The organism is Vibrio sp. Y10_XG_PY6, from assembly GCF_024181795.1.
Lineage (GTDB): Bacteria > Pseudomonadota > Gammaproteobacteria > Enterobacterales > Vibrionaceae > Vibrio > Vibrio diabolicus.
Window position 1 is genome coordinate 386,793 of the sequence record NZ_JAMZAQ010000001.1, and the last position, 23,388, is coordinate 410,180.

Here is a 23,388-nt window from a genome sequence, read left to right on the forward strand (position 1 = left end):
AGAGCACTTCCGCATGGTGTTGATTCTATTCAGTGATATAGTTTGATTCAATCAATCCGTAACAAAAATTAGAGAGCAAGATATGCATAAAGTAACTCATGAAGTTGAAAACAACACATTTTGGGTTGATTTAGAACAAGGTTATAAAGCCAAGGTGGTTTATCAGCTTGAGAATAATGTCATGCACATCACATCAACCGTAGTTCCTGAAGCATTACGAGGTAAAGGGTACGGAAAAGTGATGATGGAAGCGGTATTGCCAGAAATTGAGGCACTCGGTTATCAAATCAAACCAGTCTGTCCATATGTCATTCATTATATGGAGAAAAACCAAGCGTGGTCACATCTGCTTGCATGATGATGAACGACAACCACCAACGTTACCAAAGCATTGGCCAGGAGCTAAAGCTCGGGAATTATCAATCGGTAGAAGTCATACAATCGCTATGGGGAGGCTATGGTGAGTTAGTCCGAGTTACTTATTCAACTTGTTCGGTGATCATTAAGCATGTAAAACTCCCTAAGCCTTCAGAGCATCCAAGAGGTTGGAATACTGACCGATCTCACCAAAGAAAGCTGCACTCTTATCAGGTGGAAGTGAATTGGTATACGCATTTTTCCAGAGAGGTGAGCACTCGCTGCCGAGTACCACAAGGTCTAAAAACATTCCAATCGGAGAATGAATGGCTAATTGTGATGGAAGACCTCGCCGAGGCGGGCTTTCCAAAAGTCATCACCGATGCAAAGCTAGAGCATCTACGAGCCTGCCTTGCTTGGGTGGCGAACTTTCATGCGCGTTACATCGGTGTTCGCTCGGATAAGCTGTGGCATATCGGCACGTATTGGCACTTGGCAACCAGACCTGATGAGCTTGAGGCGCTGCAAGACACCGAGCTAAAAAATGCCGCTCAATTGATTGATCAAACGCTTTCGCAAGCCAAGTTCAAGACGCTTGTACACGGTGATGCCAAATTGGCTAACTTCTGTTTTGATCGAGAAGAATCAAGCGTTGCTGCGGTCGACTTTCAATACGTTGGACATGGTTGTGCGATGAAAGACGTAGCACTGTTCATGAGCAGCGCCGTCAAGCCAGAACGTTGTGCAGAGATGGAAGTTTGGGTTTTGGACACGTATTTTGCTCAGTTGCAACAGGCGTTAATGGTTTATCAGCCGAATCTCGACCCCAATGAAGTCGAGCGCGAATGGCGTCCTTTGTTTGCGGTTGCGTGGGCTGACTTTCAACGATTTGTGAAAGGTTGGAGCCCCGATCACTGGAAGATCAATCCTTACACAGAAGCATTGACTCGCAGAGCGCTGGCTCACTTACGAAAGTGAGTAGGAGTTTAAAAAGAAAAGCCTCCAATTAGGAGGCTTTGATTTACTTTTTACTTGGCCTGATACGTGCCATGTAATAGGTATTGATGAACTCGCCATCTCGGAAGGAGCCATCAATCGCTTCGCCCTCAATTTGAAATCCATGTTTTTTGTACAGCCCAATGGCGGCGTCATTATCGGCGTTGACTTCTATTTGAATTCTTCTCACGTTTAGCCAGTTATCCGCCAGTTCAGTGACTGTTTCAATCAACTTGCTACCAATACCCAGCCCATGGAAGCTGTCATGCACTCCGATGCCAAATGATGCTGTGTGCATTGTTCTCGGACGCTGCGAGTGGTGAAAGCCAATGTTACCCACTACTTTACCATCGATTTCAGCGACGTAGCTATAAACGCCTGCGGGCATATTTGACAATCGTTCTACCCACATTGCGAGCGAAGGTTTTGGGAGTTGCAGGGTTTCACGTTGTGCTTTTGGTTGTGAATAGATTTCTACGAGTGCCGCTGCGTCTTCAACGGTTGTTGGACGTACGATAATTTCCATGCTTCTCTCCTTCGCTTTTTAGTATTAATTTTCAATCTAACCACAGTTCCTTATTTTGGATAGTATTTTTTGAGGTTTGAGAGATAAACACCTTTTAAATTAGGTTGTTATAGCGATGTTTTTCTAAATTTTAGTAGTCATTTATCTTTGAATTTAGCGAATAGATTGCAAAGGTGTTGAATTATTGTACTGAAAATGGCGTGCACGGCAGAGTATCGTGGTGAATTTCATGTTGGAGGAAATAAATGGAATTATTCAAACTGTGACGACGGCACTGTACATCAGTTGACTTGAATCAATTGAGGGTGGAGTTACCTCTTATGAGGTATGGGGAAGAGGTACGTTTAGCGCTATTTATGCTTAACTTGATAAAGGAGTTTCGTTGAGGAAATAGCATGAAATCCTCTCAGTCTAAAACATCGCAAAGTCGGCGTCGATTTTTGCGTGATACTGTCCGAACTGCGGCAGGCGTTGGCGCAGCGGCGTGTGTGTTGGGCTTACAATCGCTGCAAAGCCAAGCTCGAGAAACGAAAGGTGTGCCTATTCGCCCACCCGGTGCTTTGCCAGAAGGCGACTTCGAATCAGCCTGTATTCGATGTGGCTTGTGTGTTCAAGCATGCCCTTACGAAACATTGAAACTTGCGACATTACTTTCACCCGTCGCGACTGGCTCACCTTACTTTACTGCACGCGATATTCCCTGCGAAATGTGCAAAGACATTCCTTGTGTTGTCGCTTGTCCGAGTGGGGCGCTGGATCCGAAACTAACCGATATTGATGATGCTCGAATGGGTACAGCGGTTCTTATTGACCATGAAACTTGCCTTAACTGGCAAGGATTACGATGCGACGTTTGTTATCGCGTTTGTCCGCTGATTGATGAAGCCATCACGTTAGAGATGGTTCACAACGACCGAACCGGTTATCACGCCAAACTTATCCCAACAGTGAATTCCGAAGTGTGTACTGGGTGCGGTAAGTGCGAACAAGCGTGCGTGTTGGATGTCGCTGCTATTAAAGTTGTCCCGACGGATTTGGCGAAAGGCAAAGTGGGCAGTCACTACAATTTTGGTTGGAAAGAGATCGACAAACCACTCGAAAATATCCTCCCTAGTGAGACGCCTGTGCCGGAAGGTGCGCTTGAATCGCTAAAAGGAGGTAAGTAATGGCAAAGAACTTAGCTCAAAATGCTGGCAAAGAAGCGGTTGAAAAGCTTGGCTGGTGGCGCGCGCATCGGTTTTTGATTTTACGCAGACTATGCCAGCTCACCATCATTGCGCTGTTTATGGCTGGGCCGACATTAGGGGCTCTAACTGGTAACCTCTCATCGAGTATGTTGCTCGATGCAGTGCCGTTAAGTGACCCGTTAATTTTGCTTCAAGCTTTGGCGACAGGGCATGTTCCGGAGTTTAATGCGCTGTTAGGCGTAGTGATTGTCGTGGTGTTCTACGCGATTTTAGCACCGCGCGCATTTTGTGCGTGGGTGTGCCCGTTAAATGTCGTGACAGATTTGGCGGCTTGGCTGCGCAGAAAGCTCAACATTAAAGCGAGCTATCGTTGGTCTCCTGCTATTCGCTATTGGCTGATCCCTGTTTTGATGTTGGGCAGCGCGCTGTCTGGCGCAATTCTTTGGACTTGGTTAGATCCAGTGGCGGCACTGCATCGCGGATTGGTGTTTGGTATGGGCGCAGGTTGGGTGCTGATCGCACAGGTGTTCGTGCTGGACTTACTCTTGGTTGAGCATGGGTGGTGTGGGCACTTATGTCCACTGGGAGCTACCTATGGCGTGATAGGCCGAAAAAGCCTGTTGCGCGTTACCGCTGTTCGCCGCGAGGATTGCACGAAATGCATGGATTGCTTTTACGTTTGCCCAGAACCAGAGGTGCTTCGACAGCCATTGAAAGAGGGAGATCGTCGAGTTATGGAGCAAAACTGCATTAGCTGTGGCCGCTGTTTGGATGTGTGTCCAGAACATGTGTTTGAATTTAAGAATCGTCTAACAGTAAAGAATATCGATTAAGTTACTGAGCCTCATCACTGGCGTTTTTACCTATTTCTCTCGATATTTCAACATCGCGCTTAACCAAGGAATTGAGTGCGATGTTTATTTTCATAACAATATCTCTACACCGTATCTGCTTGGCCAGGGTTGAAAATAATAATGATATTGCGAATTTGTTACATTTGAAGCTATGATGATGCCTTCATATTTAAAGGAAACATCATGACTACCTCATCGCAAGGCTGGAGAACGCCGCAAAATTTCCTCCTGTTAATTTCCATTATCGTGCCCATTGCTTTTTCTACCTGGATGGCGTTGTTGAACAACTTCGTTATCGAGAAAGCGAACTTTGATGGCGCTGATATCGGTTTACTTCAAAGTGTTAGAGAAGTACCTGGCTTTCTCGCTTTCACCGCGGTATTCGTTTTACTTTTTATCCGTGAACAACGCTTTATGCTCGTCTCTTTGGCGATGCTTACGCTTGGTACGGCATTAACTGGTTATTTTCCCACTTTATACGGTCTACTTTTTACCACCTTGTTAATGTCCACCGGTTTCCACTACTTTGAAACACTAAAGCAGTCTTTGTCTTTACAATGGCTATCGAAAGAAGAAGCCCCGGAAATGCTGGGTAAATTTATTTCTGTTGGGGCTTTGGCTTCTCTGTTTACCTACGGCGCCATTTGGGTTTCGCTCGAACAGCTCAAACTTGATTTTAAAACGGTCTATCTAATGGCAGGTGGTTTAGGTTTTGTGCTTATTTTGGTGATGGCATTTGCTTTCCCTCAATTTAAAACAAAAGTGCCTCAAAACAAGAAACTCATTCTGCGTAAACGTTACTGGTTGTACTACGCGCTCACGTTTATGAGTGGTGCTCGCCGTCAGATTTTCACTGTTTTTGCTGGGTTCTTGATGGTAGAGAAGTTTGGCTACTCTGCCGCAGACATTACCTTGCTGTTTTTGATCAACTATGTCTTTAACTTCTTGTTTGCGAAGCGAATCGGCCGCTTCATCGGCGTTGTTGGTGAGCGTAAAGCGCTGATGTTTGAGTACGTCGGTTTGATCTTCGTATTCGTCGGTTATGGTTTGGTGCAAACCGCGGAGTGGGCTGCTGCATTGTATGTTGTCGACCATTTGTTCTTCGCGCTAGCGCTTGCTATCAAAACCTACTTCCAAAAAATTGCTGATCCTGCCGATATGGCGTCGACCGCTGGGGTTGCGTTTACTATTAACCATATTGCGGCGGTTGTGATACCCGTTACGTTTGGTGTGATTTGGCTGGTTTCTCCTGCTAGCGTATTTTACATCGGTGCAGGTATGGCGGCTGTGAGCTTACTGCTGTCACTCAATATTCCAGCGAAGCCAGAAGAGGGCAATGAGACCCGCTTATTAAAGTGGAGCTAAGTTGGTACTTACTATCTAGTAATAGAAGTTAATTACTGTTAATAGCTTCATTGAATTGGGTGCTTAGGCACCCCTTTCTTTATCTTCATGTTGTTTCCTCTATGGTTGTACATATCTATTGAGTCCGTTAGGGTTTTATACCTAAGTATGTTGAAATTACTCGGGTACAACATGAGTCGAAACACTAAGGAGGGTTTTACAGTGCAGGTACATGGCAGGGAGTTGGATTTAGATCTAGGAAACCGTCACGTCGTTATTCAACGTCGCTATGAGGCGTTAGGTGCTGCCAACGATCTGCTCATAGCTATTTGGTTTTTAATTGGTAGCTTTTTCTTTTTGAATGATTCGTTGATTGAAAGCGGGACTTGGCTGTTCATCGTCGGTAGTGCGCAGTTGATCATTAAGCCCCTGATAAAACTGATGAGTTTAGTTCATGTTGGTCGTTTAAATAAGCAACTTTCTGGCACATCAACGAGCCGCTGAGATTACACGCCTATTTTGAGCACCTGCAAGCAAGAGTCCAATGAGCGGGTTATCGAGGAGAAATAGGGAAAGATAACGTGGTCACAACACTAACCACGTTATGTTCAGTTTGAAGCTTCAGAATTTAAAACGGATACCAGAACAGTTGTGTGTCCATAACACGCTTGCTGATCGCAGCAATCACTATCACCGCAATCCCCGCCATGCAGATCATATCGGCTTTGGTCAGGGGGTTTAGGCTGTACCAAGTGCGAGATGAGTGACGGCCAAAACCACGTAGCGTCATCGCGTTTGAGATTTGGTCTGCTCTGTCCAAACTAGAGAAAATCAGAGGGCCAAGAATCTTCGCCACGTTTTTCATGCGAGTGAATAACGGAGCCTTCTTACTCAGTTCTACTCCGCGTGCTTGTTGCGCGTGCATGATGTTAACAAAGTCCTTTTTCACTTCCGGCAAGTAGCGCAGCGTTAAGCTCACGGCATAGGCGATTTTGTAAGGCACACCTAAGCGGTTCAAGCTGGCTGAAAACTCCGTCGGGTGAGTGGTAAATACAAACACCAACGCGATTGGGAACATGCTGAAGTATTTCAACGTCACTGTTACTAAGTAAAACAACGTCTCTTGAGTGAGCGAGTAATTACCGGGTAACGAGAGTAAAACCGTTGATGAGCCCATGAACTCAGTACCTTGTTGCGGCGCTAACGCGAACATAAACAGGGCATTGATCAGCAATACCGTACCTGTACCCAGTAAAAGCGGTTTGTAGACATGAAATGGCACTTTGGTCATTTTCAATAAGCCTAAACCGAGCACGATCAACAGCGCGATGATTCGCAAGTCAAATGTGGTCAACACCACCGTTACCCAAGCAATGAAAAGCAAGAACTTAGTAATGCCATTCAACTTATGAAGTGGCGATTGGGTATCGATGTAGTTGATACCAAACTTCATCTTATTGTCTTTCATGCCACTGCTTTCTCTGGTTGGTTTACTTCGCCGCTTTTTTGTTGGCGGTGCGCTTTTTCTACATTGATAAAATGCTGCATAAAGCCGTTGGTGTCTTCGATGCCAACTTTCGTAGCCAACTCAAACAGACTTGTTGTGGTGAGGTTCGCTTGGTCTAGTAGCTCTGGACTGCTGAATACCTGCGTCATTGGTGCATCCGCGACTAATTTACTGTCTGCAATCACGATAGAGCGCGTAGTGTATTCCAGCACTAAATGCATGTCATGAGAGATGATCATCACGGTTACGCCCAACTCGCGATTGAGCTTTTCGATGAAACTCAGCATAGACGTGTAGTTCCGGTAGTCCTGACCTGCCGTCGGTTCATCAAGGATCAGAAGCTCTGGTTCCAAGACCAAAATTGACGCAATGGTTACGCGCTTTTTCTGGCCGTAGCTCAATGCTTCGATTGGCCAGTGACGGTATTTGCTCAAACCGCACAGCTCAAGGACTTCAAGTACTTTAGCTTCGATTTGTTTCTCTTCAACGCCACGATTACGGAGGCCGAAGGCCACTTCGTCGAAAATCATGTGATGGGAAATCATGTGATTCGGGTTTTGCATCACCACGCCCACTTTCTGGCTGCGCTCGAAGATGGTCAGTTCGTTTAGATCTTGACCATTCATGCTCATTGAGCCGCTATCCGCTTCAATAACGCCCATAATCAGTTTGGTGATGGTCGATTTACCCGAGCCATTTTTGCCAAGTACAGAGACAAACTCGCCACGCTTGATGTCAAAACTCACGTCTTCTAGCGCGTTTTTCTCACCGTCGTAAGAATAGGTGAGGCCACAGACTTCAAGCAAAGTCTCGGCTGGCGTTTTAGGTCGTTGTGCTGTTGAACCATCAAACCATGCTTGTACTGCTGGTTTATATTGCTCTAACGGTAAGGTGGTTAAGCTAGAAGGTTTTGCATCGCCCTCAATCGCGCAGCCTGCTTCTTTCAGAGCCGAAATATAAAGCGGTTCGCGGATGCCGTAATCTTCTAGCAGAGGTGACGCTAAAATTTCATCTGGCGTTGTATCGGCAATGATTTCGCCGCTTTCCATCAAGATAATACGGTCAACGGAGCGATGCAGAACGTCCTCAAGACGATGCTCAATGATTACGATGGTTTTGCCCGTTTCGCGGTGTAGATCATCGATGATCTCGATGGTTTTTTTCCCCGTTTTAGGGTCAAGCGCAGCTAGTGGTTCATCAAACAAAAGGATATCGACGTCATCGACGAGAATGCCCGCCAAAGAAACACGCTGTTTCTGCCCGCCAGATAAATCGTGGGGAGAGCGATCTAACATCTGTTCCAAGTCGACCATTTTGGCCGTGGCTTTGACCAATGGGTACATGTCGATGTTAGAAGTTAGCTGGTTTTCCAGCGCAAATGCGATGTCTTCGCCAATGCTCAAACCGACAAATTGGCTGTCCGTATCTTGCAGTACGGTGCCAACTTGCTCAGTGTATTGGTGCATGTCGAAAGGGGCTGTGTCTTGACCATTGATGGTCAGTGTTCCACTGGTTTCCCCTTTGATTGCGTGTGGGATCAGTCCGTTAAGACATTGCCCAAGGGTAGATTTACCACTACCACTTGGACCGATAATGACGATTTTCTCTCCTTTCTCTATCCTTAGATTGATATTTTTTAGCGTCGGTTTGTCCAGCGACTCATATCTAAAAGAGAAGTTAGAAAATTCGATTGTCATTCGACATTAAGCCTCTGTTAAGTTACGGCTTTGCTTGTTACGTTTAGCGACAGACTTAAGAATGAAGAAGCCAACAATAGCAATAAGAATGGTGTTACCGATCGCGATAATAGAAAGCTGGGTAAACACTTTAGTGAACGGTTCTGCGTATAAAATCGTGTCGAGGAATGCAGAGCAACCGTAACCAAATACGTTGCCTAATAGCGCAAGTACTACGAATAACGCGAAGTCTTTCATATTGAAATCGCCTTTCTCTAAACGGTAGCGCGTTAGAGAAGGGAATAGACCGATAATCAAACCAACAATACCTGAACCAAGTACCCAAGTGAGCCATACGCCCCAACCTGCGAATAGGTCAGTGACCCAGTGGCCAATAAAACCAACCAAAAAGCCAACAAGTGGGCCAAATAGTACTGAGAACAATGCTAATACTGCCATTGCTGGTTTTAGCGTTGTGTTCGCAAACACAGGGATGCCAAACATAGGTAAGCCACCGATGCCGTAAAGAGCAGCACCAATTGCAATAACCACAACGGTTTTAGCAGAAAGATTCATAGATAACCTCAGTTCAATTGTCGATTTTAAAGAACGTTCATTTATATTGTTGGAAAGCATTGGTTATTTGATTGTGTAACATATATCCAAAACAACCAAGCTGCTTATTGTTCGCTCTATTTTTCTTCAGGAAATGTGTGATTTGATTCACGTATCCCTTTGACTGGCTTTGTTTTTTAGCAAGCATTAAAAATAAGGCGCGCATTATACAGAATATTGATAAAAGTGGGAATGCTATCTGTCTGGATGGCTAGAATGAAATCGGAGGCTGATTGTCAGCCCCCGATTACACTTTTTGATGCTATTTTCATCGATAAATGAATGAGCTAGCAGTTCATTAATGGTCTAGGTACAAATAGTTCTGCCAGCTCTTCATACGAATAAGCACTTTGCGCATTACTGATACGTGAGTAAAGCTGTCTGAGTAAACTGCGACTTCAACCGCAGTACCCATTGGCAGGTGGTATTCGCTCAAATCGTCCGTGATTTTTAGCTTCGCAAATACACGTCCGCTAGTGCGCAAGGCATCGGTACCTAGTAGAGCACCTCTGGCTTGAATTTGACTTTCACCAATGGCCGGAATCACGTCAATGACTTCGCCACGGAACACTTTGCCCGGAATTGCGCGGAACATAAATTCAGCTTCAAAGCCCGGCTTCAAACGTTGTAGCGAGTTTTGTCTGAACGCAGCGGTGTACGTAATGTCTTCGGTATGTACGAAGGTCATTGCAGGAGCAAGCGGTAATGGCACAGCCATCACACCAGGACGCAAAGCCAATTGCGTAACGTAACCATCGGTTGGCGCACGAACGACGGTTTGCTTAAGGTTGAACTCTGCTTTACGTAGCTCAGCGAGTAGTTGCGCGACTTGGGTATTCTCACCGCCGATTTCCGACTCTAATGCGATTTGTGCTTGTTCTTGTTGCAAAATCGCAACGTCTAGCATGGCTTCTGCCGCTTTGTACGCTTGGCGTCGAGTATCTAAATCTTGTTCCGTAAACGCGCCGCGATCAAAGCCCCTTTGATATCGGCTAAATTCTCTTTGTGCTTTATCTCTATCGGCTTGCGCTTTCAAAACCGCCGCTTCTGCTTCTCTCAAGTCAGACTCTAAACCCAACGCACCTTGGCTTGCTTCTTTCACTTTCGCTTCAAGGCGTGCGACTTCCGCTTCAAAAGGCACAGGGTCGATTTTGAAAAGAATATCGCCGGTTTTGAGCGGTTGGTTCGCTTGAACGGGCACTTCCACAACGCGGCCACGTACACCAGAGACGATAGGCGTAGTTGGGAACACTTGGTTACCTAGTTGAGTAAATGGGTGGTTGTAGTTCATAAGAAGGACGAGTGTGCCCACCAACACTACGCCGCCAAGTACGGCTGTAGGTACGGTCCATTTGTTCAAAGGAATATTAAAGACTTTAAAAATGGCGATGCAAAGGGCTGTGTAAGTCAGAATCAGCAATAAATCCATTATTCGTCCTCTTTACTTTGTTCAGTCAAAGGCCTTTGCTGAATCTTTTGTTGTTTCAACATCGATACTTCGTTTTTGAGTTCGTTGACTTCGTCGATGAGCTCTTCAAGGCGGTGATGAATGTCGTGCGTTTCTTGCTCAAGTTGTTTGAAGCCCCAGCCTCGCTCCTTGCGCCACAATGTTGCCCATATCCATAAAAATGGCCACAGTGCATGTAAAGTGAAAAGGCTAATCCAGCCTGCGTAATGAATTGCGTCTTGATGAGGGTGTTCGCGTTCTTTAGCAATTTCATACGGAATATCATGAATAACGATAATCCCGTAGAAGATCACTAAAGCAACGAAGATGAGTAACCCAAGTGCAAAATAGTCTAGAAACATCTTACCTGCCTGTGCTTGTTACCTAATGGAAAATCTTACGTAAATGAACAGTTTAAGTATTTGTCTTAACTATCGTTCAATCAAGTTATTTTGTACTTGAATTATGTTTATGCGATATCCGTATCGATTGCTATTCGGGGACAATAAGAAGTGAAGGCGACTATATTCAAACTAAGTAGTAATAAAGGAAGGAATGGAGAATAAAAGCCACGGTTATGCCCCAAGTGAAGATTGGGGCATGGTTTAAAGTTCGGTACAGACTTGGTTTCGGCCATTGGCTTTGGCGCGGTACAAGGCTTTGTCGGCGCGATAGAAGGTACGTTGGGTATTCTCTCCTTCTCGATGTAAGGTAATCCCGATCGATACGGTCAACCCCCGCTCGCCAAGAATATCGTCCCAACCATATTGATAAATGCGTTCGCGGTAATTCTCGGCATGCATTTCTGCCCGCTCTAGATTGCTATTCTCTAGAATGACAAGAAACTCTTCACCGCCAAAGCGAACGCAAGAAGCGCCTTTAAATTTGAAGTATCCTGCTAATTCTTGAGACACACGTTTAATCGCTTTGTCTCCAACAAGGTGACTGAGCTCGTCATTGATGGACTTAAAGTGGTCAATATCGATGACCATCAACGCAAATTCAGTATCGTGCAAAAGCAGGTCTTTGAGTTTGACTTCTAACCAACGTCGGTTGTGCAAAGAGGTTAGCGGGTCAGTAAAGACATCTTGCTGTAGTTGAGCGACCGTATTCTTATGTTGTTTGGTGGTTTCCTTGAGTTCTTTGTTTTCAAGTTCTGACAAAATGAGTTTGAGCTGTAGCTCAAAACGAGAAAGTCGACGTAATTGAGTAGAACCCAATTCACCAATTGGAATGTGTTTGACAAGGTCAGATTCAATGCGAAACGCTTTTTTTTCACAGTTTAATGCTTTCTGAAATAACCCTTGAGAAGCGTAAACTTGACTCATTGCGTTGTAAAAATGCTGAGCGACAAGAGGAGAAGAGTGCTTCTGAATTCGTTTACCGATAGAGTCCAACACTAAGTTGGCTAAAGAGATGTGTCCGACACCGTTTAGACAATATGCGGTCTCGATTTTGACCATTGTGGACAACCAGTACGTGGTAGCACTGCCAGTCGTATACTGAACATTCGAGATAGCAAGCAATGCGTTAGGATAATCCTCTTGCAAACGATGCAGTTTGGCTCGGTAGAGATGAATTTGCGCAGCAAGGTTTTTATCACTGACGAGGATACTTAGCTCTTCACATTCACTCAATAATTCTTGTGCGTCTGCGGTACGGTTCAAACTGATGTAACAGGCAAGCATGTAAAGTTTGTAGCGCAGACGTAGGGAGCGACTGCTAATGGCGTGGTCGATCGCATCGATTTTTTGGTAATAACGCAAGGCGCGATGGTGATCCCCATAGGCATCGCACAAATTGCCCATTCCAATAATAGCCAGTACGTACTCATCAATATAGCCATATTCGACGGCGATATTCGTTGCAGCAACATACTCGGTTAATGCCGCGTTGTAGTCACCTACTTCTACTAAACGATCACTCAAGCTTGCTTTTACAGACAGAATATCTTCTACATCGTCGGGTAAAACGAGCAATTCAAGGGCTTGTCGTAGTTCTTCGATGCTGTCGTTGAGCTGTTTAATTTCTCGTCGATACTCGGCACTAATGATATAGCAATGTGCTTTTTCTCGGTTCGTGGATGCAATATGTAACCCGATGTGCTCCCACAGCGTAATCGCTTCTTCACCAGAGACGGAAGAAGGATCGATGCCTGCGTCAGTAACCTTGCTAAGCAGTTGTTCCATGCTTCATTACCTCAATATAGCTTTCTTCGAGTTGCTCTAAAGTGAATGGGAAGGTCAGGATATCTTGCAAATACAGTATCGGTTTGGGACCTTTCAGCCCGCGACGTTTCCATGGATAGATGTCTAACATTGCCTGAACCGTACGATAGACATCTTCTGCTGCTTGACCTTTCTCTGCAATTAACATAGCTAGTCTGTCACTGGAAATTCGTGAGATGAGATCACTTGAGGTCGTCAATGCATGAACTAGCTCAGTACAAACATCGAGAAATTCGGGGTTTGCATGCTGAATCATAATGATCGCGTGGTTGGAGCGTTTGAGCTCTGTTTTAAACAGAACTAACTGTTCCCACCAGTAGGTCTCGGACACAACATTAGAAAACTGTTTTTCAGGGTCATATTCATGTTGGGAACGGATACGATTAATCAGCTTACGCGCTCGTTGCTCTAGCTGGCGTTTGGAGCCGCGTGCTTTATCCATACTGACTCGATGAGTCTGTTCTTTGAGCATTTTAAGTGCATGTTTACGGTATTTTTTAAACGCGTTAAACGCTGATTCAAAATCACCTTGCTCTTCAGCGACTCGAGATTGCTGAAAGCAGATCTGACTTAGTAGCTCGCCGTTGTCAAAACTAAGCGCGGACTCTTCTGCTGCGAGTAGTAACTTTGCTGCACTATCCGTATTTTTGCGTAAGAGTTCGAGCCTTGCGCGGCTAATAAACGAGTGTGCCTTCATCCAAATGAGATCATGTTCAATAGCGAGTTTATGGGCCTTTTGTGTGGCTTCTTCTGCGGCATCAAGGCGTTCTAGCCCAAGTAGCGCTAAGCCTTTAAAGTCCCAGATCTCTGCTTGCCATGTGCTGTCATCATGATCTTTTAGTACTTCGGTTGCACCATCCAGCACAGTGAGCATTTCGACAAATTTATTCAGTAAGTAATAGTCCCAAGCCAACAGGATACGAGCTTTGCCTTCCAACCAAGCAATACGGACGTTGTTTGCCACTTTAACGGCCAACTCATGAGTGGAAGCGGCAAGTTGATGCTCATTTGTGATACGCCATACGTTGCCAAGCCCAATTAGAGATTCGATTTGAATTTCAATATCATCAACGAGGGCAGATTGTTCGAGTGCATTAATCCAATATTGTTGGGCTGAGTAATACTTTGCTTGTCCCCAATATTGAAGAGCAAACAAATGAAGAATTTCGGGCAGGTGGTCGTCGGTTTCAAGTTGGGTTTGCTTGCTGTAGGCGTCTTTGACTAGCTTTAAGCCTTGTCGGTAATCCATTAGGCACCAACAGCACTGCGCCATTATCAGCAATGCTCTGATTTCACCATCCACAAATAAAATTTGCTCCGCGCGGATACGGTATTGCTGCGCAATACAGAAGGTGTGTTCAGGGGCCGTTTTTATTTGGCCTTTAAGCTTTTTGAGCTCATCTTCTAGCTGAATTTGGTTTTTATCCAACGTTCACATCCATGACTATCGAACTGGAATTCACACCTAATATTAAGTGGTTAGATGCATGTTTTATTACCAAAACGATGCGGATAACGCTTTGGTAAACGATTAGGTGCCGTAATGTATACTGTCACAGCCCCTAATTACTACATCTAAATGCCAATAGTTACGATAGGAGCTGTTTGATGGTCAAAGGAGCATCAGTGACTTCTAGCCTTTGTGCGGCGGTAAGACCCTGCTTATCCTGATAGCACAAATTATGCCAAGCTCTGAATATATCTAAAAGAGGTAAAATTCCAGCAGGTCGTAATTTGCGACGTGGCTCGTTAATGAAGCTTTCGAAAAGGATCTGGAAGCGATTTTGATAGAACTGCACATGGCGAGTTGTTGCAACGTTAAACCATTTCTCGGGCTCATTTCTATCACCTGCAAGGTAGCAAATGCCTTTGTGGCTTTCGTCTTGAGTGGAGATCGCCCAGCGATCTCGCCACCAGCTCATATAGGCGATATCGACCTTGCCAAAAGGTGTGCTCATGTCCCAATTTGCGTCTTCTTCTACGTACATCAAGTCGACATTTTTCTCTTTAATTCGAGACAAACAAACGCTCAGTGCTGCCGAACGTAGTAGGGGGTCTTGAGGCATATATAGAGATACACGTTTGTTGGGGCAACACATATCAAGTACATGCAGGTAATGAGCGTATGATGTGTAAGGCGGACGAACTAATGCCCCTTTAGATGGGTAATGGAATACGGAAAGATTACCAAGAGGATCTTCCACGTTACCGCGAGCCAAAATGGTTTGGTATTTTTGGTCAATACGCTCACGCAGGAGGTTCGAAGGTTCCGCTGGCGGTTCACTTGCTTCCGCTGTGTACTCTTGGGAAACAAAACGAGAGACCTCGTCGTACGGGTTATGGTCTAGCGTGGCGATTGGCTCTTCATCAGCAGAATAGTTCACATGTTGACAAAGAATATAGCCTGAGTGGGCTTCACCGGAAACAATCCAGTAGACACCATTATTGCTGTTTGGCTGCAATGCAACATAGTTTGAGGCCAATTCATAGTGCGTTGCGTGGTTTACCCAACGAGCATCAATAGTGGCTAATTTACGGCGACAGCGACTCGCAATATGATCAACATGGTCGTAAAAGGTTTTCGGGTTGATACTGAGTTTTCGGCAGATCTCGCGTACAGAGTAACCAGTAAACAATAAGCCCATTAAATTCTCTTGGAATTGTAGCTTTTTGTTCGCGCCTGACCATTTATCAACAAAGGTACTTTGACACGCTTTACAACGGTAACGTTGACGATCACCACTGTAACCGAAAGCGTGGTAGAGGTGTTTATGTGTGTGGACGGATAGTCCAAAGTTCTCGCAATCATCATTGCGGCACGCAGGCAACCCGTCACTGTGGACGTGTCGCAGGCGATGAAGTTCGTTCACGACATCGCGATTGTTAAGTAAGGGGGGGAAAGCTCCACATTCACGGCATACCATCGCCGGACGTTTAGGGTTAGCATGTTGCAGAACGTAACGCTTTGCATCACTCAATCCAAAGTTGTCACACGCCAATGTTTTACAAAAGTTGAGTTGTAACCCATCTGCGTCTTTTGGCAGTTCGCCGTTAGACACAATCGCCCCCTCGGGATAATTCGGGCAGCCAGCAATAACTCTGGCTGCAAATTATTACTTACTACTTGTTCTTAGATGTTGATTGCGGTTTCTAGCGCAACTTTCATCATGTCGTTGAACGACTTTTGACGCTCTTCTGAGCTTAGTTTTTCGCCACGGATGATGTGGTCAGAAACCGTTAGGATAGTTAACGCCTTCGCACCTAGGTCTGCAGCAACACCGTAGATACCAGCCGCTTCCATGTCTACACCTAGGATGCCTAGTTTTTCCATCTTCTCGAAGATGTCAGCTTCTGGTGTGTAGAACAGGTCTGCAGAGAATACGTTACCAACTTTAACTGGTACTTGTTGAGCACGCGCTTGGTTTACCGCTTCTTCTAGAAGGCCGTAGTCAGCGATTGCAGCGAAGTCGTGGTTGTTGAAACGGATACGGTTTACTTTAGAGTCTGTAGAAGCACCCATACCGATAACAACGTCCATTAGGTTAACGTCGTCACGTACCGCACCACAGCTACCTACACGGATTACGTTTTTCACACCGTATTCTGCGATTAGCTCGTGTACGTAGATACAGCAAGAAGGGATACCCATGCCGTGACCCATAACAGACACTTTTTTGCCTTTGTAAGTGCCAGTAAAGCCGAACATGTTACGAACGTCACAAACTTGCTTCACATCTTCAAGAAACGTTTCTGCGATGTATTTAGCACGTAAAGGGTCGCCTGGCATTAGAACCGTTTCAGCGAAATCACCTGGTTGTGCATTGATGTGTGGGGTTGCCATAAGTGCTCTCCAAAGTTTTGTTTTGATAAAACGCCTCTAGTATAGAACGCTATTACCAATTCTGTTGAACTTGTTCGTTTTCGTTGAAGCAATAATATCGGGACGTACAGTGGCCCCTTGAGAGCTTAGTCACAAAAACCACGCTTTTAGAAACCATGAACATCATTGATAACTAAATCTGTTGAAAGCAAAAGAGCAATCGATTCGCTTTTGAGCGATTTGTCGATTGCGCGCACAAAATGGACATTGAGAACATAAAAAACTTTTGAGAAAGCGCTGATCGAAATGCTCTTGAGAAAAGTAAAACGATTAAATTGTACAGTTTATTTTCTTGTACAATCTAAAAAGCCTTGCTATAAGTTATACAACAAAACATTTTGTATAGGGATGCGTCATCATGGAATCTTCAATCAAAGTAGGTATCAGTTCTTGTGTTTTGGGTGAACGGGTTCGTTTTGACTCTGGTCATAAAGTAAGTAACTTTGTGACTAAAGAGCTCAGCCCGTATTTTGACTTTGTTTCGGTATGTCCCGAAGTGGGCGTCGGAATGCCAGTGCCGCGACCAACAATTCGTTTGATTTCCGAAGAAGAGCGTGTGGCGCTGGTAGAAACTAAAAATCCAGAAAATGACCATACCGATAATATGCTTGCTTACTCTGCTAACAAAGTGGAGGAGCTACAAAGCGAGCAACTTTGTGGTTACATCGTCTGTGCCAAGTCTCCAACTTGCGGTATGGAGCGCGTCAAGGTTTATAGCAAAAATAACGCAGCGAAAGAAGGCGTCGGCTTGTACACACAAACGCTGATGAAAAAAATGCCTTGGTTGCCCGTCGAAGAGGATGGCCGACTCAACGATCCTGTATTAAAAGAAAACTTTATTACCCGAGTATTTTGCTTGAACGACTTTTATGACTCGATGGACGGAGAGCCAACTCGAGGCAAAATTATCGATTTTCATTCGCGCTATAAGTTGACCTTGATGGCGCATCACCCTGAGTCATACCGCTCTCTTGGTCGTTTAGTTGCCGATGTCGCTAGCTATGAAATCGAAGAATTCTATCAAGAGTATCGCTTAGGTCTTATGAAGGCACTTGCGAATCGTGCTAGCCGAAAAAACAACACTAACGTACTAATGCATTTACAAGGGTATTTTAAGCGCGCTTTAACTAAAGACGAAAAAGAAGAATTAGCAACAGTAATTCATGACTACCGCACTGGTACATTGCCATTATTAGCACCGTTGACATTGATTAAACACTACTTAAACACTTACCCAGATGAGTATTTAGCAAAACAGAAGTTTTTAGAACCGTATCCGCAGGAGATGAGATTACGCTATGGTTTGTAGTTCAGAAGAAAAACTATACGCGATCCGAGACGTCGCAGAAATCACGGGTGTGAAGCCAGTTACGCTGAGAGCTTGGCAGAGAAGATACAATTTGATCCAGCCTCAGCGAACAGAAAAAGGGCACAGACTTTATCGACAGCAAGATCTCGATACGATTCGTGAAGTCCAGAGTTGGCTCGCGAAGGGGATTGCAATCGGTAAAGTAAAGGGACTTTTGGGAAAAAGTGCAGACGTAGAAGTCAACAATGAAGTTCGTACTCTCGAAGAAGTAGAAACCATGTTATCAGCACTTTCGAAACTGAATCGAGGAAAAGCGGAGAGCTTACTTGCTTCTGTTCTCAAAGAGTATCCATTGAACTTGGTTATTGAACAGTTTATTGACCCTGTATTTGACGCGCTGGAGATGGTCAAAGGATCGCTGAGATCGTTGCAGATGGGGTTATTTCAAACTTGTTTGATCACTCGTCTTGCCCTTGTTATCGACTCTGAAAACAAAGCCGCTTCCAAAGGGAAGTGCTTGCTTATCAGCTTTGAACAACATAGGGAAGCAGAGAGCTGGATTCAAGCGGCGAAGTTGTGTGAGCAAGGGTATCACACAACGTTGATCGACAAAGTTGATGATGTCTCTGGTTTACTGGAGCACGAAGTTGTTGATAGCTACTCGCTCATTTACCTGTTTTCCAATAAAGCGCTGGCAGCTAAGCAAGTGGAGTCCATCAAAATGCTTCAAACACGTTTTGGAGAACGTATTGGATGTTCTGAAGTGATTGAGAAACTGCACCTAACAGAGTAGACGAAACTAAGGAGACACCATGATCTTAGTATGGTTTCGACGTGATTTACGAACGTTAGACCACACCGCACTTAAGGCGGCGTTAGATTCAGGTCAGCCTGTTGTCGCTTGTTTTATCGCGACGCCAGAGCAGTGGCGAGAACACCACATGGCACCGATGCAGGCGGATCTCATTGCTCGTCGTTTAGAGTATCTCAACGACGAGTTGGAAAGCCTGAATGTGCCTTTTTTATATAAAGAGGTGCCGTCGTTTTCTGATTGTACCGAAGTGATTAGTGGATGGGCGAAAACACTTGAAGCAACGTCTGTTATGGCGAATATTCAATATGAAGTGAATGAACGAGAGCTCGATGCACAAGTGAGTGAGGCGCTAGCTTCCCATGATATCGACTTTAAACTGTTCCACGACAAATGTGTGCACCCACCAACGACGGTTCTCAATAAGCAAGGTGAGTATTTTAAGGTATTTACACCATTCAAACGTGCTTGGTTGACGCAGTTTCAAATGCCAGCGGTAACAAAGCCTCAAGAACAAGCGCCGCTAAGCAGCAAAATATTGGAACAATTAGAGCCGATTCGATTTAGTTCAGACTTCACGTTTAGCTATCCTCGAGAGTCCAGCGAGGATTGGTTTGCTTCGACCAATGATGTTTTAAAGCAGCTTAGGGAATTTGCTCGTGAGCGCAGTGATGCTTACAAGGAAGATCGAGATTTTCCGGCTATTGATGGCACCAGTCAACTGTCTCCCTATCTTGCGATTGGTGCGTTGTCACCAAGGCAATGTATTGCTCGCTTGTATGCTGAAAACCAACAAAATGACCTAACAGAAGGAAAAGCAACTTGGTTGAGTGAGATCATTTGGCGTGAGTTTTATCAGCATCTGTTGGTTTTCGAACCAAAGCTCGTTAAAGGCAAAGGCTTTATCGACTGGGAGGATAAAATTCAGTGGTCTTATGATGAGCAGGCTTTTGAGCGATGGAAGGCTGGAGCGACAGGGTACCCGATCGTCGATGCAGCAATGCGTCAGCTCAACCAAACAGGCTGGATGCATAACAGGCTTCGTATGGTTGTCGCGAGCTTTCTCACCAAGGATTTACACATTGACTGGCGTTGGGGCGAAGCGTACTTCATGAGTAAGCTGGTGGACGGCGATTTCGCAGCAAACAATGGTGGTTGGCAGTGGTCTGCATCGACGGGTTGTGATGGGCAGCCGTACTTCCGTATTTTCAACCCGATAAGCCAAGGTGAGAAGTTTGACTCTGATGGTCAATTCGTGCGCCACTGGGTGCCTGAACTCAAAAGTGTGCCAAACAAATACATCCATAAACCTTGGACTTGGGAGGGATTTTCTTTACTGGAATATCACAAGCCGATGGTTGATCACAAGACAGAAAGAGAGATAACCTTACGGCTCTTTAAAAGTGCCAAGGAATAAAGTGAAATGCTTAGCAAAAAGCGATCAATGAGTTTCGCAAAACGTACGCTGTTATCTGTATCGTTATCTTTAGCGAGTGGTTTGTCATTCGCTAAAATGTACGAGCTACCAGAGGATGGCAGTCGTTTAATTGGTCGCCTTGAAAACCACGTCGTGCAAGAAGGTGAAACTATGGCAAATATTGCTAAGCACTACGATGTCGGGATGCTAGGTTTAATGGCGGCAAATAAAGGCGTGGATCCCTTCTTGCCAGAAGAGGGACACGTTCTTACTATTCCAACACAACTGATCCTCCCAGATGTACCCCACAAAGGCATTGTCATCAATTTAGCGGAATTGCGCTTATACTATTTCCCGAAAGGGGAAGATATTGTGCATGTATTCCCCGTGGGAATCGGGCGAATTGGGCGAGACACCCCGGTGATGACAACGCGTATTAGCCAAAAGCGTCCAAACCCTACGTGGACGCCGCCAGCCTCGATTCGTGCCGAGTACAAAGCGAAGGGCATTGACTTGCCAACCGTTGTACCTGCCGGTCCAGACAACCCGCTGGGCATGTTTGCATTGCGTTTAGCCTACGGAAATGGTGAATACCTTATTCACGGTACCAACAAAGACTTTGGCATCGGTATGCGAGTCAGCGCGGGTTGTATTCGTATGGACCCGAGCGACATTGAATGGTTGTTTGAAAAAGTTCGTAACGGTGAAGAAGTGAATATCATTAACCAACCAGTGAAAGTATCACTAGAGCCGGACAGAAGTGTATTTTTAGAGGCACATGAGCCATTGACTCGCAGCAATGGTGAGAAAGATCACCTACAGGTACCAAAAGAGTTAAAGTGGTGGCTGGATGAGTTCGGACTGAAAAATGTGAAGGCTAAAGCAGCGATTGCCGCACAAAATGGGGTTCCTGTCGAAATAACCGCGCCTTAACAGGCGTTAAGACGCGGTATCAAATCTTACTTAGTGTAAGACTGAGCGATGTTATCGATACGCTCGTTAGCTCGCTCAGCTTCTTCTTGAGCAGCCATTGCTGCTGCACCTGATTTTTGAACGTCAGATTGAAGAGCTTGTACGTCTTGGCTTAGTTGGCTAACTTGGTTGCTTAGTTCGTCTAGTTTTGCTGCATTTGCTGTTGCTGCGTCATCAGAAGAAGCACAACCTGCTAGTAGAAGTACTGAAGTTGCTGCAGCTGCGATCAACGTTTTGTTCATATAAGAACTCCTTGCTTATAGTGAAAGTCTCGCTACCAACTATTATTTTATACAGCAGCGAGGTTAAATGTGGATACATTTTATCAGTACATGATGTAGCAAAAGTCAAAAAAACCCAAGAATTTCATGGAGTACCTGACGTCAACTTTTACCTGAGCTTAACAAAGGTGAGTGAATTATCATCTCCCTTATTCCCACAACAGTTCTCATAGCAGGTGTTTTTGCCACGTTCCTGATATCAATAATTTAGACGATATTGACACAAATGAAAGTTTCTCGGCGCAAATAACTGCCATTTACGCAGTTTTATTGGAGAACGAGAGGCACACCTTGAGCTCGCTTTTCTCTAAATCTTAAGCCAAGCAGCTGACCAATAAAGCGAGGGTTTGTTCTTAATTGAGCCGCAAATGATGTTTTGTTTTCATCCGTGGGAATTAGTTTGTGTGATCTCTATCTATACTCCTATGATTTGCGGTATTATACCGAGCTTTATTTTTTTGCTGCGTTAGAGCGGAAACGACATTACAGAGCGCTCAGACGCTGACTGATTTATTGGAGAATACTTTGCAATTTAAAGATCTAGGCCTAGACAACCGATTGTTGAAGAACCTAAAACACTACGATTTTAAAAAACCAACTGACATTCAAAAGCAGGCTATTCCTGTTGCGATTGCAGGCAAGGATTTATTGGCATCTTCGAAAACGGGTTCGGGCAAGACTTTGGCGTTTGTATTACCAATGCTTCACAAGTCTTTAAAGACAAAATCGTTTTCTGCCAAAGACCCTCGCGCAGTTATTCTTGCTCCCACTCGTGAGCTAGCGAAACAAGTGTATGGTGAGCTTCGCTCTATGCTTGCTGGCCTATCTTATGAAGCTGCATTGATTTTGGGTGGTGAGAACTTTAATGATCAAGTGAAAGCACTGCGCCGTTACCCGAAATTCATCGTGGCGACACCAGGACGTCTGGCTGACCACTTAGAGCACCGCTCGCTTTACCTTGAAGGTTTGGAAACGCTGATCCTTGATGAAGCAGACCGTATGCTGGATTTGGGCTTTGCACCAGAGCTTCGTCGTATCCATAAGGCAGCTAAGCATCGTCGCCGTCAAACATTAATGTTCTCTGCGACGTTGGATCACGCAGACGTAAATGACATTGCGGCTGAAATGCTTAATGCTCCGAAACGTATTGCTATCGGTGTTTCTAACGAAGAACACAAAGATATCACGCAAAAATTCTACTTGTGTGATCATCTTGATCATAAAGAGGCGATTCTAGATCGCGTACTTTCAGAAGCAGAATATCGCCAAGTTATCATCTTTACGGCGACGCGCGATGATACAGAACGCCTAACAGCGAAGCTAAACGAGAAGAAACTGAAGGCCGTAGCACTGAGTGGTAACTTGAACCAGACTCAACGCAATACGATCATGAGCCAGTTTGAGCGAGCGGTATTCAAGATCCTAGTGACAACAGATGTTGCGTCTCGTGGCTTGGATATTGCGACAGTGACACACGTCATTAACTTTGATATGCCAAAGCATACTGAAGAATATGTACACCGTGTTGGCCGTACGGGCCGTGCTGGCAACAAGGGTGATGCGATTTCTCTTGTTGGTCCAAAAGACTGGGATAGCTTTAAACGTGTAGAAGCTTACCTACAACAAGATCTTGAGTTTTCAGTATTCGAAGATCTGAAAGGTAAGTTTAAAGGCCTGAAGCCACCTAAGCCAGATTTCCGTAACAAGAAAGCGACAGCTAAGAAATCACGCCCTCAAGCGAAGAAGTCGGCTAAGAAACCTGTTAAACGTGACAAGAGTTTCTACAAAAACGTATCAGTGGGTGATGATGTGTTCATCCCGAAGAAAAAGCCAGCGGCACCAAACTCTGAAGAGTAAAAGTCGCTCCAGTTTTCAACTGATTTTAGTTTTTCAAAACCCGAGTGTTCGCACTCGGGTTTTTTTATGCTTATCTCCAGGCGAAATGATGTCTTTCTATACTAACGTGTTTGCTAGGCCTTTA

At 45.0% G+C, this 23,388-nt stretch carries 22 protein-coding genes; 11 read left to right on the plus strand and 11 right to left on the minus strand.

Translation table 11 applies throughout. The annotated features are described in order from the left end of the window. Positions 1–82 precede the first annotated feature (82 nt). Entirely contained in the window at positions 83–358 is a 276-nt protein-coding gene (locus tag NL644_RS01735; RefSeq protein WP_006741945.1) for a GNAT family N-acetyltransferase, read from the plus strand. Further along, the gene (locus NL644_RS01740; protein WP_253658294.1) at positions 358–1,335 is read left to right on the plus strand and encodes an ecdysteroid 22-kinase family protein; all 978 of its coding nucleotides are present in this window, start codon (positions 358–360) and stop codon (positions 1,333–1,335) included. Before NL644_RS01735 ends, NL644_RS01740 begins: the two co-directional genes overlap by 1 nt. Before the next feature lie 43 nt (positions 1,336–1,378). Here NL644_RS01740 and NL644_RS01745 read toward each other — a convergent pair whose 3' ends face one another. Further along, entirely contained in the window at positions 1,379–1,879 is a 501-nt protein-coding gene (locus NL644_RS01745; RefSeq protein WP_006741943.1) for a GNAT family N-acetyltransferase, read from the minus strand. A gap of 395 nt (positions 1,880–2,274) precedes the next feature. On the opposite strand from NL644_RS01745, the gene napG reads away from it, so the two are divergent. The 4 genes from napG to NL644_RS01765 all read left to right on the plus strand — a co-directional run bounded on the left by napG (position 2,275) and on the right by NL644_RS01765 (position 5,768). Then, positions 2,275–3,045, plus strand: coding sequence for a ferredoxin-type protein NapG (gene napG / locus NL644_RS01750; protein ID WP_253657904.1), 771 nt, complete (start codon positions 2,275–2,277; stop codon positions 3,043–3,045). Continuing rightward, the gene (napH, locus tag NL644_RS01755) at positions 3,045–3,899 is read left to right on the plus strand and encodes a quinol dehydrogenase ferredoxin subunit NapH (protein ID WP_114322793.1); all 855 of its coding nucleotides are present in this window, start codon (positions 3,045–3,047) and stop codon (positions 3,897–3,899) included. Before napG ends, napH begins: the two co-directional genes overlap by 1 nt. 204 nt (positions 3,900–4,103) lie before the next feature. After that, positions 4,104–5,285, plus strand: a complete 1,182-nt coding sequence (locus NL644_RS01760) for an MFS transporter (protein ID WP_005394895.1) — start codon at positions 4,104–4,106, stop codon at positions 5,283–5,285. A 171-nt stretch (positions 5,286–5,456) separates the two neighbouring features. Then, positions 5,457–5,768, plus strand: a complete 312-nt coding sequence (locus NL644_RS01765) for a YrhK family protein (protein WP_043884592.1) — start codon at positions 5,457–5,459, stop codon at positions 5,766–5,768. Positions 5,769–5,892: 124 nt separating this feature from the next. Here the strand turns inward: NL644_RS01765 and NL644_RS01770 are convergent, their stop codons facing one another. From NL644_RS01770 to deoD, 9 genes are all read right to left on the minus strand, one after another. After that, the gene (locus NL644_RS01770; protein ID WP_114322794.1) at positions 5,893–6,732 is read right to left on the minus strand and encodes an energy-coupling factor transporter transmembrane protein EcfT; all 840 of its coding nucleotides are present in this window, start codon (positions 6,730–6,732) and stop codon (positions 5,893–5,895) included. Beyond that, entirely contained in the window at positions 6,729–8,468 is a 1,740-nt protein-coding gene (locus NL644_RS01775) for an ABC transporter ATP-binding protein (protein WP_114322795.1), read from the minus strand. Before NL644_RS01775 ends, NL644_RS01770 begins: the two co-directional genes overlap by 4 nt. Before the next feature lie 6 nt (positions 8,469–8,474). Then, entirely contained in the window at positions 8,475–9,023 is a 549-nt protein-coding gene (locus tag NL644_RS01780) for an ECF-type riboflavin transporter substrate-binding protein (RefSeq protein ID WP_005375133.1), read from the minus strand. Between the two features lie 337 nt (positions 9,024–9,360). Then, on the minus strand, positions 9,361–10,491 hold the full coding sequence (locus tag NL644_RS01785; protein ID WP_253657905.1) for an HlyD family secretion protein: 1,131 nt from the start codon (positions 10,489–10,491) through the stop codon (positions 9,361–9,363). Then, complete coding sequence (locus NL644_RS01790; protein ID WP_253657906.1) at positions 10,491–10,871, minus strand: DUF3302 domain-containing protein; 381 nt, start codon at positions 10,869–10,871, stop codon at positions 10,491–10,493. Before NL644_RS01790 ends, NL644_RS01785 begins: the two co-directional genes overlap by 1 nt. 243 nt (positions 10,872–11,114) lie before the next feature. Beyond that, positions 11,115–12,698, minus strand: coding sequence for a diguanylate cyclase (locus NL644_RS01795; protein WP_006741935.1), 1,584 nt, complete (start codon positions 12,696–12,698; stop codon positions 11,115–11,117). Next, on the minus strand, positions 12,682–14,166 hold the full coding sequence (locus NL644_RS01800; protein WP_253657907.1) for a lipopolysaccharide assembly protein LapB: 1,485 nt from the start codon (positions 14,164–14,166) through the stop codon (positions 12,682–12,684). Before NL644_RS01800 ends, NL644_RS01795 begins: the two co-directional genes overlap by 17 nt. A 160-nt stretch (positions 14,167–14,326) precedes the next feature. After that, on the minus strand, positions 14,327–15,796 hold the full coding sequence (locus NL644_RS01805; RefSeq protein ID WP_005394913.1) for a hypothetical protein: 1,470 nt from the start codon (positions 15,794–15,796) through the stop codon (positions 14,327–14,329). Between the two features lie 71 nt (positions 15,797–15,867). Further along, positions 15,868–16,578 (minus strand): purine-nucleoside phosphorylase, encoded by a 711-nt coding sequence (deoD, locus tag NL644_RS01810; RefSeq protein ID WP_005394915.1) that lies wholly within the window; start codon positions 16,576–16,578, stop codon positions 15,868–15,870. Positions 16,579–16,975: 397 nt separating this feature from the next. Here deoD and NL644_RS01815 point away from each other — a divergent pair, with 397 nt between their 5' ends. From NL644_RS01815 to NL644_RS01830, 4 genes are read left to right on the plus strand one after another with little or no spacing between them, the layout of a single operon-like run. Then, a complete protein-coding gene (locus tag NL644_RS01815; protein WP_046875782.1) occupies positions 16,976–17,926 on the plus strand; it encodes a DUF523 and DUF1722 domain-containing protein in 951 nt (316 codons plus the stop codon). After that, the gene (locus tag NL644_RS01820; RefSeq protein WP_047009571.1) at positions 17,916–18,719 is read left to right on the plus strand and encodes a MerR family transcriptional regulator; all 804 of its coding nucleotides are present in this window, start codon (positions 17,916–17,918) and stop codon (positions 18,717–18,719) included. Before NL644_RS01815 ends, NL644_RS01820 begins: the two co-directional genes overlap by 11 nt. A gap of 19 nt (positions 18,720–18,738) precedes the next feature. Further along, entirely contained in the window at positions 18,739–20,154 is a 1,416-nt protein-coding gene (gene phrB / locus NL644_RS01825; protein WP_253657908.1) for a deoxyribodipyrimidine photo-lyase, read from the plus strand. A 6-nt stretch (positions 20,155–20,160) separates the two neighbouring features. Then, positions 20,161–21,087: a L,D-transpeptidase family protein gene (locus NL644_RS01830; RefSeq protein WP_005394922.1), complete on the plus strand. Its 927-nt coding sequence runs from the start codon at positions 20,161–20,163 to the stop codon at positions 21,085–21,087. Between the two features lie 26 nt (positions 21,088–21,113). On the opposite strand, the gene NL644_RS01835 is transcribed toward NL644_RS01830, so the two are convergent. Then, entirely contained in the window at positions 21,114–21,368 is a 255-nt protein-coding gene (locus NL644_RS01835) for an Lpp/OprI family alanine-zipper lipoprotein (protein WP_005375145.1), read from the minus strand. A 552-nt stretch (positions 21,369–21,920) separates the two neighbouring features. Here NL644_RS01835 and NL644_RS01840 point away from each other — a divergent pair. Continuing rightward, complete coding sequence (locus NL644_RS01840; protein ID WP_047009779.1) at positions 21,921–23,264, plus strand: DEAD/DEAH box helicase; 1,344 nt, start codon at positions 21,921–21,923, stop codon at positions 23,262–23,264. The last annotated feature ends 124 nt before the right edge of the window (positions 23,265–23,388 follow it).